Here is a 17,013-nt window from a genome sequence, read left to right as displayed (position 1 = left end):
AGAAAGCGGTGCAGATCTCTTGACGTGACACGTTGCGTTTCCTATACGTTCACTGTCCGTTCCTAAGGATGAGGTCGCTATGCTTACGCCCAAGCAACATGAATTGCTTACTTTCATTCACAATCGACTTGAAGATGCGGGAGTATCACCGTCATTCGAGGAGATGAAGGAGGCTCTGGATCTAAGATCGAAGTCCGGCATCCATCGCTTGATCAATGCGCTTGAAGAGCGTGGCTTTATTCGTCGCCTTCCTAATCGGGCGCGCGCTCTTGAGGTGATGAAGCTGCCGGAAGGCTTGGAGCGTGCACGCAAAGCCGCTGCATTGTTGGCGGCTCCTGCGGCTCCCCCCAAAGTGTCGGCGCCTGCGGTACCGATTGCGGCTAATGACGTCATCGATATTCCACTTCACGGACGCATTGCTGCTGGCGTTCCCATTGAGGCAATGGAGGGACAGAACATGCTCTCCGTTCCCGCTGCCCTGCTTGGTTCTGGCGAGCATTACGCACTGGAAGTGTCCGGGGATTCAATGATGGAAGCTGGCATTCTCGACGGAGATTTTGCCTTGATCCAGCGCACTGAAGTCGCTCGCGATGGTCAGATCGTGGTCGCCCTGATTGATGATGCCGAAGCGACGCTGAAATATTTCCACAAGGACGGGCGGCGCGTTCGTCTCGATCCGGCGAACAGCGCTTATGAGTCGCAAGTCTATGATGCCCAGCATGTACGGATTCAGGGTAAGCTTGCGGGTCTATTGCGGCGTTACAACTGATCATATCCTCGATCGGCAGGATGACCGATCAAGGACATGATCTCACTGTAATCAGCGACCGATAAGCTTCTGAGCCATGGCGTCCGCGACATCGGCCGCGGGCGTGTCGGTAGCAGCACTTTCAGCCCAGATCTGACGCAAGCGGTCGGGAATACGCTCTATGCGTCCATTCACTTCTTCCCTGTTCCCTTGACCGAGATATTCGAGCGCAACGTTGATGATTCCGCCAGCATTGATGACATAGTCTGGCGCATACAATATACCGCGCGCATGGAGCCGCGCTGCATCTGCCGGAGTGGCAAGCTGGTTGTTGGCTCCGCCGGCCACTATTCCTGCTTTCAGAAGTGGAATGCTATACTCGTTGAGAATGGCGCCCAGTGCATTCGGGCTGAAAACATCGGCCTCCACACCCAGGATCACTCCGGCATCCACGGCCTTTCCGCCGAGTTCAGACGCCAGTTGCTCTGCGCGTTCACCATTTACGTCACCCAAAGTCAGCTTTGCGCCATCCCTGGCAAGATAGCGGGCAAGGCCACCCCCTACGCTTCCTAAGCCCTGTATGGCCACGTGGACGTCGCTCATGTCGTTCTTGCCAAGGGCTTGGGCCACAGCAGCCTTGACGCCAAGGTAGATACCGTAAGCGGTGAATGGGCCGGGATCGCCGCCCGCAGCGTCTGATCCCACCGGAAGGCCGGACACGTGTTTCGTACCACGCGCAATGACAACCATATCCGCTTCTGAAATCCCCACATCTTCCGCAGTGACGTAGCGTCCTCCCAGCGAGTCGACGGCGCGGCCGAAAGCTTCCAACATGGCGGGAGATTTGGTTTTGGCTGCGTTGGCAAGGATCACACCCTTGGCGCCTCCCATTGGCAGCCCGGCCATCGCATTCTTGTAGCTCATCCCCCGAGAGAGCCGCAACGCATCGGTGATCGCCTCATTGTGCTGGGCATAATGCCAAAAACGCGTACCGCCCGCGCCCGGCCCTAGTGCGGTCGAATGTATGGCTATGACCGCAATCAAGCCACTCGCGCGGTCGTGGAACAGATGAACACCTTCATGCTCGTCGAAATCAGGCAGGTCCCACGCGCTCATAATTACCTCGCAACAAAGTTACGAAAGGGAGCAATAATGGATCAAACGCAAAAAGCCATCTTAAATGCCTTGGGCGGCATTTTCCTGATCGTCATAAGCTGAAGCTACAATGGGGCGACCGATGGGGCTTGAACCCACGACCTCCGGTACCACAAACCGGCGCTCTAACCAACTGAGCTACGATCGCCACGCCCTGCAATCGCAGGGGAAGACGGCCCATAGGGCCCCCCGCCCCCTACCGTCAAGTCACGTTTTAGTGTGCAGCCTGTATGGCAAGGCGTCGAAACCCCGATAGGATGTTGGCCTCATACAACGCATATGTGCCTAAGCCATTACAGCACGATTTGGATCTATCAGATCATGCTGCAAAGCCAATGTGCTTTCGATGCATCCATACCAGCCCAACCCCGAGTATGTTTCGTAACCAGGCGTCAGTGCGTAAGAGACGAGGCGTTTCCCATCTAAATAGAAACCATGCTGCTGCCCGGCAACTTTGAGCTTGAACTTCTCAGTAAGAATGCCCCGGCCATCCGATGACGCTATGACCCTCAAGTCATTGTCCAGCAGCATTACCCGGCTATTTGATTTTTCCTCTTCGCTCAAAGCAACGTTGCTAATTACCGCTTGGGCCTGAGGTTGCCAGTCGAAGAAGATGCCCAGCACTCCAATTGGGGCGCCATAAGTATCACCCTCTTGGCGTATCGCGGTAGAGTACGTTGCTACCGCGGCGTTTTCCAGTAACGGGTTAAGGGTGATATTGCAGACGGCGAAATCATCGCCGCTTTGTGTTTCCAAAGCCTTCCGAAACCATTCTTCATGGGACACATCATTTCCAGCCAGATCCGGGTAGCGATCCCCTCGCCCATTCGTAACGATCCGTCCTTCAAGGTCTACAATCCAAAGATCGAGGTACACCGTGTAGGACCGAAGGATTGTAGCTAGCCGCTTCGCTGCAAGGGCGCGCTCTACTGTTGATGCCTTTTCCTCGACGGCGTTTACAACAGCGCTATCTGTTGCCCACCATCTCACATCACAGGACCGTTCGTAGAGGTTTCGGTCCATGATCTCGACTACGTTGCGCGACAGGTCAGAGAACCGCGCTCCACGAAAATCCAGCATCATGCGTTCGCCGGCGGTCTCAATGCGGGCCATGTTGGACCCTATGGCGTTTCGCAGTTCCGTGGAAAGTTGCGCCACTTCCTTGGCGAAGTCGGACATTTCCTGAGCCACTACCGCGAAGGCAGATCCTCTGTCGCCAGCACGAGTCGCTTCAATTCTCGCATTCAGAGAGAGCGTTCTTGTGCGCCTCGTCAGGTCATCAATCACGCCGATCTTCTCTTCCGTAACCCGATGCACTTCAAAAGCCAGATTGAGAATGTCTTGCAACCAAGGTTCCTTAAGGACAGCAATTACAATTATATTCATGCCCGCAAGAACAACGTGGTGCCTCCTACGCAAGCAATCATAACTTGATCTAATGCTCGAGTGACAGACAAGTGCAAAATTTGCAACGAAGTAGCGAGACATTAGATACAGTCATTTTCACGACCATCGGAATGTAATTCCGATATGTTCCAATATAGCGCCAAGGTCTTTCGTGAACCCGGTCGATTGGAGACTGGGACCCGATTGTGCTGCACAGGAACATGGCTCAGAATAAATTCTCGAGATATTTTGGTGATTTACTGCTGTGCGAAACTTTGGAAACCGCTGGACGTTGATGCTCGGATGGTGACCATAGTCGATGAGCGATGAAGTCGAGATGAGAACGCTGCGGGGTGACTTACCTGCAGCAGCGGCAAGCTACGCTCTGCCTGATCGGCGAGAATTGGCGGTGATTGCCGTAGAACGGACGCGCATGCCGATGGTCGTTACGGATCCGCGTCAACAGGACGGCCCTATCGTACTCGCCAATCATGCTTTTCTTGAACTAACTGGCTACTCGGCGGAGGAAGTGATCGGTCGAAACTGCAGATTTCTGCAGGGGCCGTTAACATCAGATTCCGAGATAGCGTCGATCAGGGACGGCTTAACCAAGAAGTGCAACGTCTCTGTAGAACTACTAAATTATAGAAAAGATGGTTCCACATTCTGGAATCAGTTATCGATTAGCCCGGTTCTCGACGAAGCTGGTGACGTTATTTATCATTTCGGGTCTCAGAAAGATGTCACCGAGCAGCGCCGTGCGCAGGAGATGGAGCATACTGAACGAACGCTGCTCATGGAGGTCGATCATCGCGCCCTGAATGCGCTGGCCCTCGTTCAAAGCTTCGTCCGGTTAAGCCGAACGGACAGCACCGAGCAGTATGCCGCGGCCATACAAGGCCGGGTCGACGCACTGGCACGTGCCCACCGTCTCCTTGCTCAAAATAGCTGGGAAGGTGCAACGATCAAGCAGCTGATCGCCTTGGAGACCCCGCCGATTTCGACTTATCGGCTCGATATTGATGGACCGCCCACAGTAATTCCTGCAACACGGGTACAGCCCATGGCCCTGGTGCTGCACGAGCTGATGTCCAACGCTCTGACACATGGCGCGCTCTCTGATCCGATCGGCAAGATATTCATACGTTGGCATCATCTTGACGCGCGCTTGGTGATCAATTGGCGGGAGCACTGGGCAGCACATTCCAGGCCCAAACCCGAGCCGCAATTCGGTATGAAGATCATCAAGGGCACAATCGAAAACCAACTGCGCGGAGCAACGAAGTTCGAGTGGCGAAATACGGGACTGGAGACCCAACTTTCGATTTAGACTGCCTGTCGGCCGGAAGCACGGGAACGAAAATCGCGGCACTTCGTCCGTGACAAGTGCGGCAAGGTAGGAGAGAAGCTCCATGGCTTTTAGACCAAGCGAGGCATTCAGACCTGCACCGATGGAAGCAAAGCTCGTGGAGAGCCTTCCAACAGAGAAGGGCTGGCAGTTTGAGCCGAAGTGGGACGGATTTCGAGCTTTGGCTTTCCGAGACGGAAGCTGCGTCGATCTTCGATCGAAATCGGGCAAAGATCTCGGGCGCTATTTTCCCGAAGTAGTGGAGCTTCTGGCCTCCTTGTCGGAAATGAATTTCGCCTTGGATGGCGAACTTATTATTCCAATTGATGACGTGCTTTCTTTCGATGCCCTTCAGCAACGGCTTCACCCTGCAGCAAGTCGAATTGAAAAGCTGTCCAAAGCAACGCCGGCAAAGTTCATGCTTTTTGACTGTCTTGCAGTTGGAAACAAGCAGTTGTATGCTCATCCGCTCACCGATCGCCGAGCAGAGCTCGAACGGTTTCATGCCATCCATGGCGGAGTGAGCTTGCTACTATCTCCCTGCACCCGCGATGCGCCCCAAGCTGGTAACTGGCTGATGCGCGCTGGGGGAGCATTGGATGGCGTAATTGCCAAGCGTTTGGATGAACCCTACCGGCCAGGGGAGCGCGCAATGCTTAAGGTCAAGCAAGTACGCTCTGCCGATTGCGTGGTGGGAGGATTTCGCCACGACAAGGAAGGTAAAGGCGTGGGATCGCTATTGCTCGGGCTTTATAACGATGCTGGTGAGTTGGATCATGTCGGGTTTACGTCCGCGATGAAAAGTAGCGAGCGCATCAAGCTTATTAAATTGATCAACCCGATCTCAGGTGGTCCGGGCTTCACGGGCAAGAGGCCCGATGGCGCAAGCCGCTGGAACAATGGCGAAAGCAGCAAATGGATCCCTCTTCACCCCGATCTGGTAGTCGAGGTCCTATATGATCAGGTGACAGGAAATCGCTTCCGCCACGGTACGCGGCTGTTGCGCTGGCGCCCTGATAAAGCTGCGCGGCAATGCACGATGGCTCAGTTAAAGATGGAGTTGCGGCCTGCTGAACTTACTTCTCTTGGTGTCAAATCCCCTTGATCAGAGATGCAGCCGGAGCAGCGAGCACGAAGGCTTTCATCGGTCTTCTTGCGGGTAGCGTTCAGAGCGGCAGCGGCTTGCCTCGCGTCTCCGGAAGGAATGGTGTAGCGATCATGCCAACGATATAGATCGACGAGAGGACCATCGCCGCCCATCCGAAGCCGCCGAAGGTCACGATAAGCGTTCCCGCAAGCAGCGGCCCGGCAAAGGCCAGGAAGCGCGGGAGGTTGAATATCACCGCCAGCGCGGTGCCTCGCACGCGAGTTGGGAACAACTCGGGCAGCCAAACCGGCATCCACGTGTACTGCCCATTCGAAAAGATGGCGTTGAAGAAAGCCAATACTAAAAGCCAACCGAGGTTCTGTGTCGCGAAGAAAAGAACGGGTGTCAGCAACAAGGCGATCAGGAAGAAGGCAAAGGTGACAGGCTTGCGTCCGAAAGCATCCGCCATGAAACCGAAGGCAATGTAGCCAGTGATTGAACCTGCGGTGTAGGCCATGCCGGCGAAGCTTGCCCAACGCGCGGCCTGAAGGCCCTCGGCGGTCGCCAGCGAACCGATGAACTGGGGCACCCAAGTGGAGATGCTCCAGAATCCGACGGTGGTCGCAAGAGACATCAGGAGCGCCAGGAGCGTCAGACGGCGCGCCGGGCGATCGGTGAAAAGGTCGAAGAGCGTAAACTTATTGAGCTGCTGCTCTTCGCTCGTCAGTTCACCTCCGGCAACAGCGCGGGCCTTGGCCTCCGTGCGGCGAGCCTTTGCCACCTCCCATAGCTCGGACTCGGGGATCGCGCGCCGGATCCACAAGGTGATGAGCGCCGGAAGGACGCCTAGAAGATACATGTACCGCCAGGCATCGGCGCCGAGGGGCGCGATGAACAGCCAGACGAAAGAGGCGAGAAAGAAGCCGATGCCAAGGCCGCATTGCATCAGGCCGGCCCCCTTGCCGCGGGCGCGGTCGGGCCAAAGCTCCGCCATCATGGAACTTCCCGTCGCCCACTCGGAACCGACTGTCACGCCCACGATGAATCGCAATACGGCAAACGACCACCACGAGAAGGCGAAGGCGGAAAGACCCGTGGCAAGAGAATAGCCAATTATGGCATACATCATCATGCGCTTGCGGCCGACATAGTCAGCCAAGATACCGCCAAGAAGCCCGCCGATTGCCCAGCCTAGAAGGTTAATGGCTATGACCGAGCCGATATAGAACGGAAGGTCGGCCAATTCCGTGGCCGGAAGCAATTGGCTAAGCGCTGGCGCCACCGTGAGAATAAGAGCGTAATTCTCGAAGCCGTCAAAAAGCCAGCCGAGGTTAGAGGCAATCAGCGTGTTCCACTGCTTTCGATCCAGTGAATGATACCAAGGTCCGTCGATCCCGTGCCGCGCCGATCCGGCGTTCATCACACGCGTCTCCACGACTCGTTCCTTATTGTAAGTCTTCCCCACCACGCTCTTGCACGACCCTCCTTGTGGCGCACGGTGACGGGCAGTGCTGCGGGGCGCAAACGAAAGATTTTCAAAACACCATCACGAATTTTGATGGGCGATGAAGTCTTGCCTTAGCATACAGAACGCTCATGACCGGTAACCAATTGCTGGATCCATCATGTCGGAGAGGATTGGCTTTTTGTAAGCTTCGCTAGCCATCAAGGAGCGGACGTCCCGATCATTATGCGGATCATCCAAGATCGGCGACGCTTACCGCGTCGAAGTCCTTCTCTCGGAAGAGTCTGGCCGCTTCTAACAGGATGCAGCCGCGGTTTCGCGCCTTCTGCTCCGACTCACTCTCATTACGATATATCTCCGTGTGGAATAGACACTATGATGATATATGTATAATAAATGTAGCGCTTAGGCCGCGAAGGGGCAATTCCTTGTTCGCCAACTATCTGTGCTTATTTCCGGCCCCTCCAGCGGTGTTGCGTCGAGGCTACGGCAAGCGCCTCGCAACGCGGTCGCACTCCAGTGTCCGTAGCCCATAGCATATAGCGCTTGGCAGCCCTGGCTGAACGCCTGCGGCATGAGACATCCGTTGCAGCAGACATCCTTTCGGCTGACATCGCCAGTTCAGGCGAGCGCGCAGGCCGACTTGCGGCAGCACTAGAACACGCGTTATAGTTTTGACGGTCGCGAGGAAGTTACTATTCCTCCGCTGCAAGATGCCGGTCAATGGGACACCTTCGAGGCGCTAATTAGGCGAGGATGGCCGTTTCGACCAGTCCCGGCCGGTCGCTCGTTACTTGACGGGCGCTTGGAGAACGGCTGGCAGCTTTGAAATGCGCTTAGGTCTCCGAACGAAAGACAACTACTATGATGAACACAGATTTGTTCAGCCCCAAGAGTTCGGAGGTCTCAGGCTGGCCGCCACGCGATCGAGGCTGTGTCCGAACGGGTCGAGATACGTCAATACCTGTTTAATTAATTTCGCCCCAAAGGGCCAAAACGTCGAGACCATTAGCCACGCTGACATACCGGACGAACTTGTTTGCAAGGGCGGCGTGCATCGCTGGCCACAGGCAGTGGAAGCCATGGGCCTGACGAGGCGTGATATGGGTTTGGGGATGTTTTTTATGTGAGCAGGATATGGACTGCTTGTCTTCAGGTTATGAGCCTGAGGAGACGGTGCCACAAAGGCAGTTCGGGGAGCCGAGGCGGGCCAGCATTAATCCGGGGGATTCATGGCGTGGCGGGCTGACTGGTTTGTGGGTTGCGTTGGAGCGTAGGCGACCTGTGGTTGCGGGAGCGCGCACTGGACGGTGCACCACTCCGTTCGCAATAGAGATTTAGCGACGCGTGGGCTGGTGCAGACCGACCGTGCAGGCATATCTCAGTAGAATAACCTGATAGCAGTATATGATGAAGCCACTCATCTTAGGGCTTTAACATAGCGACGTGGCGGACTTGGCGGCGGGTGCCGCCGCTGCGGCGCCGCCGATCGGCCGCGCCTCGACGCCCGACAGGCTCGCTTCGGAATCGATCAGGAACTGGCCTGACGCGATGATCTTCTCGCCTGCGCTAAGGCCTGCCAGAATTTCGGTGTCGCCGCCGGCTTCCCGTCCGGTTTGCACCTCGGCCGGCCGATAGCGGCCCTTGTCGAGCGCGAGCATCACCAATGTCCGCTTGCCCGTACGGATCAGCGCTTCGGATGGCACGAGCAGCGCCGGTTGCGTGGCTCCGCCGAACGAGACGGTCGCGAACATGCCGGGCCGCAGGCGCCCGCCGCGATTGGGCAATTCGATCCGCACGGTCAGCGTCCGGCTGTCAGCCTGGGTCTGAGGAAGGACCGCGGAGACGCGGCCCGACAAGGTCTCGCCGGGGAAGGCGGCAAGCGAGGCCTGCACGATCTGGCCGGGCTTGAGCGGTCCCGCGATCGCCTCTGGTACTGCAGCATTGAGCCAGACGGTGCCAAGACCATTGACCTCGGCAAGGGTCTGGCCCGCCGCCATGGTCATGCCGGCACGGACGTCCAGCGTTTTGATGACCCCGCCGGTCGGGGTGGACATCGTGATGACATTGTGCGGCCGCCCACTCCGTTCGACGGACGCGATGGTGCCGGGTGGCATGCCGAGCAGCATGAGCCGCTGGCGCGCCGCCTGCGTCAAAGCCGCGTTGCCGGTGCGGCGTACCGCGAGAAACTCGGCCTGTGCGCCACCCCATTCGGGGACGAGAAGATCGGCGAGCGGTGCGCCCGCGCCGACGATGTCGCCGGGTGCCCGGGCATAGACCCGTTGCACGAATCCGCCGGCGCGCGCCTGGATGATCGCGACATCGCGCTGGTTGAAATCGATCGTGCCGGTGGCGGTGATGCTGCTCGCGAGTTCCCCGCGCCGGACGGCGACCGTGCGCAGGCCAAGCGATTGCGCCGTCGCCGGATCGATCCGAACGCCGGGTGCGTCGCTCCCGCGCCCATCGGCATATTTGGGGACGAGCTGCATGTCCATGAAGGGTGACTTGCCAGGCGCGTCGAAATGCTGCGACGGCACCATGGGATCATAATAATAGAGCGGCTTGCGGCCCGCGTCGGCGGATTGCATCGAGGGAGCCTCGCCCCCACCGAGATGGGCGAAGCCATAGCCTGCACCGCCGGCAACCACCGCGAGCGCTGCGGCGGCCAGTCCCAGCCGGGCGCGCGGGAAAATTTCGAGGCTCATCGTGCGTCGCTCCGATAGGTGAGGGTCAATCGGGCGCCATCGGCGGCGACCAGAGCTTCACGGTCGAGGGTATTGAGGGTTGCGTCAGCGAGCGCGGCATAGGCGTCGGCAATATCGACCAGACTCGCCCGCCCCGCTCCGTAGCTGGCAGTCTCCAGTTTCACCCGCTGCTCGGCAAGCGGCTGCAGGGTGCCCTGTGCCCGCATCCATTGTTCGTGGTGCATGAGATGATCGGCGATATCGGCGTCCAGGTCGGCAGCAAGCGCGCGGCGCGCCGCTTCACGTTCGGCCAGGACTCGCCCGGCACTGGCTTGCGCTGCCGCGATCCCGGCATTCTGGCGATCGCGGGTGAAGAACGGCAGGCTGACCGTCACGCCGGCCGAGACATAATCGCCAAAACGCGGGTCGCGGCGTTGATAAGCAAGGTTGACACCGAAGTCGGAGCGTCGGCCGGCATCGGCCAGGCGGACATCGGCATCCGCTTGCCTCGCCTGAGCGTCGATCATCTGGATGGTGGGGTGGCGATCAAGCCCTGCCCGCAGGCCCGTTGCATCGACCGGGAAATCCGGGATCGAACCGGCGATCTCCGGCGCGAGATCCCCGGTCCAGCGCGTCAGCGTCGCGCGTGCCCGCGCCACGTTCGACACCAGTTCGCTCCGACGATCCTGCATCGCCGCGATAGCCTGCTGTCCGGCCAATGTCTGCGCTGGTCGTGCGTTGCCAGACGCGACGGCGCTCGGTGTGGTTCTCACCACACGTTCGAGACGGGATAAGACATCGTCAAGCGCGGCAAGCCGCCGCTCGGCATAAGCGAGGGTAATCCATGCCATCGCCGTCCCGACTTCGACGGCGCGGGCCTCGACCGCAGTGCCGGCGTCGGCAGCCCTGATGTCGCTGTCGGCGCGCGCCTGCTGGGCATGGCGCTTGGCGAGATTGGGAATATCCTGGGATACCCCGACTCGCGCCATGGTGAAATCGTCACGCTGTGGTTCGAACGCGAGCGGTCCCGAAATCGGGAAGCTCTCGACGCCCACGCCAAGCGTCGGATCGGGCAGTGCGCCGGCACCGCCCCGCGCAGATCGGGCGGCCTCGGCGCCAAGCGCCTTGGCCTTGAGGGAGGGTGCATCCTGCCGGGCGCGCTGGAGCGCGGCTTCGAAGGTAAGCGGGCGGGCGAACGCCATGCCGGGAATCGCCGCAAGCAGCGGCAGACACAGAAACAATCGCATGAGAATCTCCTGATCATAAGATCAGGCCAGCACGGGCTATGCGATCAGGCAGGGCATCGGCGGAGCGGGACTTGCTCCGCCGATATCTCAGACCTGACCGTCAGGAAGAACCGTACCAGCCAGGGTCTTGTCCTAACTGGCCGACGCGCCCGACGGAGACGCTGTCCCCGGCATCGCTTTCATGCAGGCGGCTGCAGCGGCGCCGCTCATCTTCATCATGTCGCAGCCGCAGCTTGCCATCTCCATGGCGTCCGGCACCCAGACGCGCCGGGCAGGCTGGAGTGGCGCACGCGGCCCATATCGCGGCGCCTGCTGCCATTCATAATGGCCCTGGGCCGGGGTGGAAGCTTCGCCCTGCGCGAACGCTGGCGCTGCGGTGAACGCGGAGAGGGAGGCCGCAACCATGGCGGCGGCGACTTCGAACGTCTTCATGACACTATTCCTTTGGCGATAATCGTGGGATGGCCGCAGGTCAGGCAGGATTTCCGGTGCACGATACGCACACCAATCCTACCAGCCTGACGGCCGGGTTCGATCAGCCAAGGAAAGTGGGGGGTTCCGGTTCGGGGGTGAGATCACTGCCACGCAGGACAGTGGTGGTCGGCCAGAAAGCCAGGCTCGGTGCTGCCTCGCGACCTGCGAGCGAGGGTGAATGGTTGCTCACGACCATGGGAATGACGCAGCCCATTGCCGCGATGCACGCCAGTGTCATGCCCTTGCAAGGTTTCTGCTGAGGCTGCTGCTGCTCCATCACCTTCATGCAGTCTTCAGACATTCCAGAGTCTGCCATGCCGGACATTGTCATAGGCGCGGACACCGCAGGCTGGACGGACGCATAAGCGACCGCCTGGCCGAACAGGCCGATCAAGGCTCCCAAAAGGAGAAGGAGATGAAGTGCTCGTTTCACAGCCACTTTCGAATAGGGTAAATCCGGTTCCGGAGCAACGTCATGGTCTTCGCCGCAGCCAGATAGTTCTCGACATATACGGACGGGGGCCCAACTTCGTTACAGGCCGGCCGCCCAGTATGGTGGCGAAGGAAGTACAATCGGCTTATGCGTGATCGGGAGGCTTCTCTCTAGGTAGCGTACGCACGATGAGTGGACGGCCTGAACCGCTCCGCGCTCGGCTCGGCTTCTCAAGGACGGCTTCCATCAAGTCGCTCGATGATCGGGCAGTCTGGACGATCATCGCCGTGGCAGGATCTCGCAAGGTCAACGAGCGAGCGCCGCATGGCTTCGAGGGTATGGATCTTCCGACCAAGCTCGGCAGCTCTAGCTTCGGCAAGCGCCTTTACGTCCGCACTCGATCGCTTCCGGTCCGACCAGAGGCCAAGCAGCGCGCTAATGTCGTCGATCGGAAATCCCAGATCGCGCGCGTTGGCAATGAACCGCAGCCTGTGAACGTCCGCCTCGTTATAATCTCGATACCCGCTATCCCGCCTTGGAGGCGCGGGAACGAGCCCGATTTTCTCATAATGGCGAATCATCCGCTGGGAGACGCCGCTGGCCTCCGCGGCCGTGCCGATGTTCATAGTTTGGCGGCATTGATGCGCCCGCGTCCGCGCCCCCCCTTACCTTGGAGACCTATTCACTCAGACAGCAGCGCACCAGGCAGCTGCAATGTTATCGTAGGCGCAATGCAGCGTTGATCGCCGGTGGCCTGGATAACGACGCTGTACCGAGCTACCAATCTCGGATGGATGATCTGTTTCCCGAACGCTATATTCGTGGGCAGTCGCTGACGCGGGCCGATGTCGAGCGCCTGGCCGCGTCGTCCTCGCCGTTCCATCTGATCGACGCGACCTGGAGGAAGCCAGCCTCGCGCGGCTTGACCTTTCCCACTGGACATTCGAGCGATGCAATTTGCGGCGCTCCGATTTCTCCAGCGCAAGACTGGACGGCACCATCTGGCGGTCTTGCCGCGCAGCTTTTGCCCAGTTCGCTGGGGCGGATCTGAGCGACGCAAGCTTCGTCGGCAGTGACTTCAACAATTGCGCTTTCCGGCGATCAACGCTCGCTGCTGCGACATTCCAGCAGTGCAAACTGACAGGCGCGGACCTGTCGGAGGCCAAGGCCTTCGACGTTCGCTTTGAGGAAACCCTGTTGATCCACGCAAAGCTGCCGAGATACTCATTCCGCAAGCAGAGTTTGATTAAGATCGACTTCGGGCAAGCCGATCTGCGCAACTGCGACTTCCGGGCGACGAGCTTCAAGGAGTGCAGCCTCCGCGATGCAATCCTGACAGGTTCGCGGTTCGATGGTGCGGATTTGCGAGGCGTCGACCTTGGCGGGTTGCGCCTTGTTGACGCCGGCCTGTTTCGCGGCGCGTCAATCTCGCGCGAGCAGGCTGGCCAGCTCTTGAGCGAATTGGGACTCAATGTGCGATGAAGCCGCACAGGTCGGCCGACCCTGTGCCCTCGTTTGGCCCGGACATAATCATCGAGAGGAACAGCTCTTGCGTTGGCGCCGCAGAAACCTGCTTCTTCGAGGCTCCGAGCACCGAGATCAGCTCCGGCGGTGCGCCGGAGCGTGGCATCAAGCTAACGCGACCCTGTGTCCGTCACCTGCGGCTTCCTCTATCGCGGCGATGAGCCGATGCACGGCCACGGCATCCTCGAAAGTCGGCGCGGTTCGCATACCCTCGCGCAAGTCCGCCGCCATCCGGGCGTAGACGCGGGCGACGTTGCCGGGGACAACATTGTCAGGCCAGCTGGCGCGGAGTTCGGCAGGCACCTCCAGTGGCTTCATCTCCTTGTCGTCTCCGCACCCGCCGGCGAGCGAGAGCTGTATCATCTGGGCATGGCCGGAAGGGCCCGTCACCCGAAGATCGCCTTTGGTGCCGTTGATCTCCCAAAGTAGACCATGCCCATCCCGCGCGGTGCCGCCGCGGTAATGGATCGAGATTGGCGCACCGCTCGCGAGGAGTCCGCTGACCAGCGCCTGATCCGGCGCCGTCACAGGCAGCGTCTCGCCAGTGTCGAGCACAGTCGCCTGCGTTTGCCGCGTGGCGAGCACAGAGGAAACCTCCTTGGCCCTGCCCAGCACATCACACAGCGCCGCCAGCGTATGGCCGAGCGGGATTGTCAGCAGGGTGGCGCCGTTGGCGCGATCGAGCACATAGGCAATCTGCTTTGTCGGGATCGATCCGCCCCAGGCGCCGCCCCACCCGACCAGCGTCGTCGAGAGCACCTCGCCGATGAAGCCATCCTCGATCAGCCGGCGCAGATGGACGATTTCGGGCGCTACCCGAGCCTGGGTGCCCACGACTCCGAGCACGCCCTTCTCCCGCGCAAGCCTGGCAAGTTCCTCGGCCTCGCCGAGGCCATTGCCGAGCGGCCATTCGCAATAGACGTGCTTGCCGGCCTGGATCGCCGCCTTCACGATCTCGAAATGGTGGGGCACCTTAACCGTGACGGTGACGACGTCGATCTCGGGCGCGGCGACCAGTTGGGCCACATCGGTAAAGGCGCGCGCGATGTCCATCGCGGCGGCAGCCTTTTCGGCGCTCTCACGGCTGGTGTTGGCCACACCGACGATCTCGAAGTCGCCGGAGAGCGCGCGGAGCGCGGGAACATGCGCGACAGCCGCCCAGCTTCTGCCCGGCTGCAACCCGACGATGCCTACTCCGAACCGTTTCTGCGCCATTAAGCCGTCCTTTCTCGGAAACTGCGGGGATCAAGTTGCGTGCCATGCTCTGCCGCGCCTGCCACATAGGCACACCCCGGGCACGTGCATCCGTGTCCCGATGCTGGCGTCACTCTGGCCCCGTCAGCGCTCGGCTTCAACCGTCTGATTGAGTTGAGCCCTAGTCGGTGCCTCGTCGCCTGAGCAAAATATGTCTGGCCCAGGATCTCGTTGGCTTGGCGCAGCCGCGGTTCCCGGGCTTCGCCGTGTCCAGGAAACATCCGTTTGTTGCACGACGAGAGTGGCTGCAGGTCGGGATCGTGACCATCCGGCAAGAGCGGCAGGACGTAGCGGGAGAGCGTTCGGGCGAGCTACCGTGCTTGGCCGTCTTGGACTTGTTAATCCTTCCGGCCTAATCCCGGGAGCAATGGGGAGAGATTTACCGATCTAGCTGCGGAGCTTGGCCTTTGATCACTCACGCCCCTGTGAGCCGCTTCGCTGAACGCCTCGAAGGCCTTAGCAAGCGGCGTGCCTGGACGGTTATCATGGCCGGCACGCTTGCGATCATGGTCGCGGATTATTTCGCCCCGGGGGTCCTTGCTCCCTTATACCTTGTGGTGGCCTGCGCCGCCTGCTGGTGTCTCGGGACACGCGCCGGCTATGGCGTTGCGTTTGCCGGGGCAGTTCTGGCCATCGCTGCCTACTTCGTTGCCGGCGATTGGCGGCACCCTTTGTTGCTGGGCGTCGCCGTGGCGGTGCGCCTTGCCACCTTCTGCTTTGTTGCGGCCACGTTCGCCGGTTGCAGGACATTGTACGACCGCGCACTGTTCCTGGCGCAGCGGGACAGGATGACTGGGGCACTCAACCACGAGAGCTTCCGTGAGCGCCATCGAGACGATGGAGACGGCGAGAGCCAGCGACCAGACGATGCTGCTAGCGATCCTCGACCTCGACGAATCGATGGTGACAGGCGAATCCATGCCTGTGACGAAAACGGTCGGCGCCCAATTAGTGGCCGGAACGGTAAACCAAACCGGGTCGCTCGTCGTGCGGGCCGACAAGATTGGCCGCGATACGATGCTGGCGCGGATCGTCCAGATGGTGGCGGACGCACAGCGTTCGCGCGCGCCAATCCAGCGCATGGCCGACGAGGTCGCGGGCTGGTTCGTCCCCGCGGTGCTTAGCGTCGCGCTGCTCTCCTTTGCGATATGGGCGATATGGGGCCCTGAACCGCGACTGGCACATGGCCCCGTAGCCGCAGTCGCGGTGCTGATCATCGCCTGTCCCTGCGCGCTGGGCCTGGCGACGCCCATGTCGATCATGGTCGGGATCGGACGTGGTGCGGGCCTTGGCGTCCTAATCAAGAATGATGGCGGACGATGCCCCGTGCCAGACCGTGAGACAGGCTTATAGGGGCAAGAGCACGCCCATATATGCTAGGGTATTTCGCGTACCGGGTGATGACGAGCAAGGAATGCAAGGACACCTTCGTTGAACGCGTCATTCCGATCGCCGGCCACCATGTGTCCGGCTCCGGGGACGTCGAAAACCTCCGTCTGCGGGACCAGTCTCCGCATGTCCGCGACGCTTTGGTCATCGACGATATCGCTTTGGCCACCCCTAACCAGTAGCGTAGGCACGGTCACGCGGTGGCTCACGCGCTCCAATTCGTTGGTGGCAGCGGGCGGCTCGGCCGTCGGGCGCTCGTTCATCATGCGAGGATCCCAGTGCCAATATAAGCGGCCATCCTCTCGAAGCCGCAAATTCTTCATCAGGCCTGAAGGGTCAGAAGGACGGGGGCGATCGGGATTGTAGGCTGTCACCGCATCCGCCGCCTCGGCCAAGGTCGCGAACCCCTCATGATGCCCGTCATGAACTGCTGGATTTTTCTTACACCTGCCGAGGCTGGGCGGAGGGCAATGTCAACCATCACCAAGGCATCGGCAATGGGGTAATCGGCAGCACCGATCGCATAAAAACTGGTTATTCCTCCCATGGAGGCTCCGACCAGCGCGACCGGCCCGGTGATGGTCGAGAGCACCGCACGCAGATCAGACGCTAAAGCCCCGATGGAATAGTCTCCATCAGAAGACCAGTCGCTATCCCCATGACCACGGGCATCATAGTTGATAACGAAATACCCTCGCACGATGAGGTGTCGCATCGCTCCCGCCCAGGAGTGACGGGTCTGGCTGATCTGCCCCCTTCTGAGTGGTCCAGAATCTCTGTTATTTTGGATTATGAAGGAGTTTGGAAATGGGCAAGAGG

The 17,013-nt window shown here is 59.8% G+C and carries 14 protein-coding genes, 1 tRNA gene and 2 pseudogenes; 5 read left to right on the top strand and 12 right to left on the bottom strand.

The features are described 5' to 3' along the window. Nucleotides 1-79: 79 nt before the first annotated feature. Nucleotides 80-769, top strand: a complete 690-nt coding sequence (gene lexA / locus QHC67_RS11925) for a transcriptional repressor LexA (protein ID WP_319294596.1) — start codon at nucleotides 80-82, stop codon at nucleotides 767-769. Between the two features lie 51 nt (nucleotides 770-820). Here lexA and QHC67_RS11920 read toward each other — a convergent pair whose 3' ends face one another. From QHC67_RS11920 to QHC67_RS11910, 3 genes are all read right to left on the bottom strand, one after another. Then, nucleotides 821-1,864: a Glu/Leu/Phe/Val family dehydrogenase gene (locus QHC67_RS11920; protein WP_319294594.1), complete on the bottom strand. Its 1,044-nt coding sequence runs from the start codon at nucleotides 1,862-1,864 to the stop codon at nucleotides 821-823. 110 nt (nucleotides 1,865-1,974) lie between these two features. After that, nucleotides 1,975-2,051: transfer RNA gene (locus QHC67_RS11915), tRNA-His, on the bottom strand. 137 nt (nucleotides 2,052-2,188) lie between these two features. Next, nucleotides 2,189-3,250 carry a methyl-accepting chemotaxis protein gene (locus QHC67_RS11910; RefSeq protein ID WP_319294593.1) on the bottom strand — a complete coding sequence of 354 codons (1,062 nt, stop codon included), beginning with the start codon at nucleotides 3,248-3,250 and terminating at the stop codon, nucleotides 2,189-2,191. 358 nt (nucleotides 3,251-3,608) lie between these two features. On the opposite strand from QHC67_RS11910, the gene QHC67_RS11905 reads away from it, so the two are divergent. Continuing rightward, entirely contained in the window at nucleotides 3,609-4,619 is a 1,011-nt protein-coding gene (locus QHC67_RS11905; protein WP_319294591.1) for a PAS domain-containing protein, read from the top strand. Between the two features lie 82 nt (nucleotides 4,620-4,701). After that, nucleotides 4,702-5,742 (top strand): ATP-dependent DNA ligase, encoded by a 1,041-nt coding sequence (locus tag QHC67_RS11900; protein ID WP_319294589.1) that lies wholly within the window; start codon nucleotides 4,702-4,704, stop codon nucleotides 5,740-5,742. Between the two features lie 61 nt (nucleotides 5,743-5,803). Here the strand turns inward: QHC67_RS11900 and QHC67_RS11895 are convergent, their stop codons facing one another. The 6 genes from QHC67_RS11895 to cueR form a co-directional block, all read right to left on the bottom strand. After that, on the bottom strand, nucleotides 5,804-7,159 hold the full coding sequence (locus QHC67_RS11895; protein ID WP_319294587.1) for an MFS transporter: 1,356 nt from the start codon (nucleotides 7,157-7,159) through the stop codon (nucleotides 5,804-5,806). A 1,463-nt stretch (nucleotides 7,160-8,622) separates the two neighbouring features. Then, nucleotides 8,623-9,894 carry an efflux RND transporter periplasmic adaptor subunit gene (locus QHC67_RS11890; RefSeq protein ID WP_319294585.1) on the bottom strand — a complete coding sequence of 424 codons (1,272 nt, stop codon included), beginning with the start codon at nucleotides 9,892-9,894 and terminating at the stop codon, nucleotides 8,623-8,625. Next, nucleotides 9,891-11,120, bottom strand: a complete 1,230-nt coding sequence (locus QHC67_RS11885) for a TolC family protein (RefSeq protein WP_319294583.1) — start codon at nucleotides 11,118-11,120, stop codon at nucleotides 9,891-9,893. Before QHC67_RS11885 ends, QHC67_RS11890 begins: the two co-directional genes overlap by 4 nt. Nucleotides 11,121-11,252: 132 nt before the next feature. Continuing rightward, nucleotides 11,253-11,552 carry a hypothetical protein gene (locus QHC67_RS11880; RefSeq protein WP_319294581.1) on the bottom strand — a complete coding sequence of 100 codons (300 nt, stop codon included), beginning with the start codon at nucleotides 11,550-11,552 and terminating at the stop codon, nucleotides 11,253-11,255. 103 nt (nucleotides 11,553-11,655) lie between these two features. Beyond that, nucleotides 11,656-11,988, bottom strand: coding sequence for a hypothetical protein (locus QHC67_RS11875; protein WP_319294579.1), 333 nt, complete (start codon nucleotides 11,986-11,988; stop codon nucleotides 11,656-11,658). A 269-nt stretch (nucleotides 11,989-12,257) separates the two neighbouring features. Then, entirely contained in the window at nucleotides 12,258-12,653 is a 396-nt protein-coding gene (gene cueR / locus QHC67_RS11870) for a Cu(I)-responsive transcriptional regulator (protein ID WP_319294577.1), read from the bottom strand. 164 nt (nucleotides 12,654-12,817) lie between these two features. On the opposite strand from cueR, the pseudogene QHC67_RS11865 reads away from it, so the two are divergent. Further along, nucleotides 12,818-13,509, top strand: a pseudogene (locus QHC67_RS11865) (pentapeptide repeat-containing protein). A 147-nt stretch (nucleotides 13,510-13,656) separates the two neighbouring features. Here QHC67_RS11865 and QHC67_RS11860 read toward each other — a convergent pair. Beyond that, a complete protein-coding gene (locus tag QHC67_RS11860) occupies nucleotides 13,657-14,766 on the bottom strand; it encodes a Gfo/Idh/MocA family oxidoreductase (RefSeq protein ID WP_319294575.1) in 1,110 nt (369 codons plus the stop codon). Nucleotides 14,767-15,693: 927 nt separating this feature from the next. Between QHC67_RS11860 and QHC67_RS11855 the strand changes: the two are divergent. Further along, nucleotides 15,694-16,113, top strand: a pseudogene (locus QHC67_RS11855) (haloacid dehalogenase); the annotation flags it as partial. A 68-nt stretch (nucleotides 16,114-16,181) separates the two neighbouring features. On the opposite strand, the gene QHC67_RS11850 reads toward QHC67_RS11855, so the two are convergent. Both QHC67_RS11850 and QHC67_RS11845 read right to left on the bottom strand, forming a co-directional pair. Next, nucleotides 16,182-16,460, bottom strand: coding sequence for an alpha/beta hydrolase (locus QHC67_RS11850; protein ID WP_319294573.1), 279 nt, complete (start codon nucleotides 16,458-16,460; stop codon nucleotides 16,182-16,184). A 104-nt stretch (nucleotides 16,461-16,564) separates the two neighbouring features. Further along, the coding region (locus QHC67_RS11845) for an alpha/beta fold hydrolase (protein WP_319294571.1) at nucleotides 16,565-17,013 on the bottom strand (449 nt) is incomplete at its 5' end.

The organism is Sphingobium sp. (assembly GCF_033795625.1).
In the GTDB taxonomy this organism is placed as follows: Bacteria; Pseudomonadota; Alphaproteobacteria; order Sphingomonadales; family Sphingomonadaceae; genus Sphingobium.
This window is presented reverse-complemented; position numbering and strand designations above follow the sequence as displayed.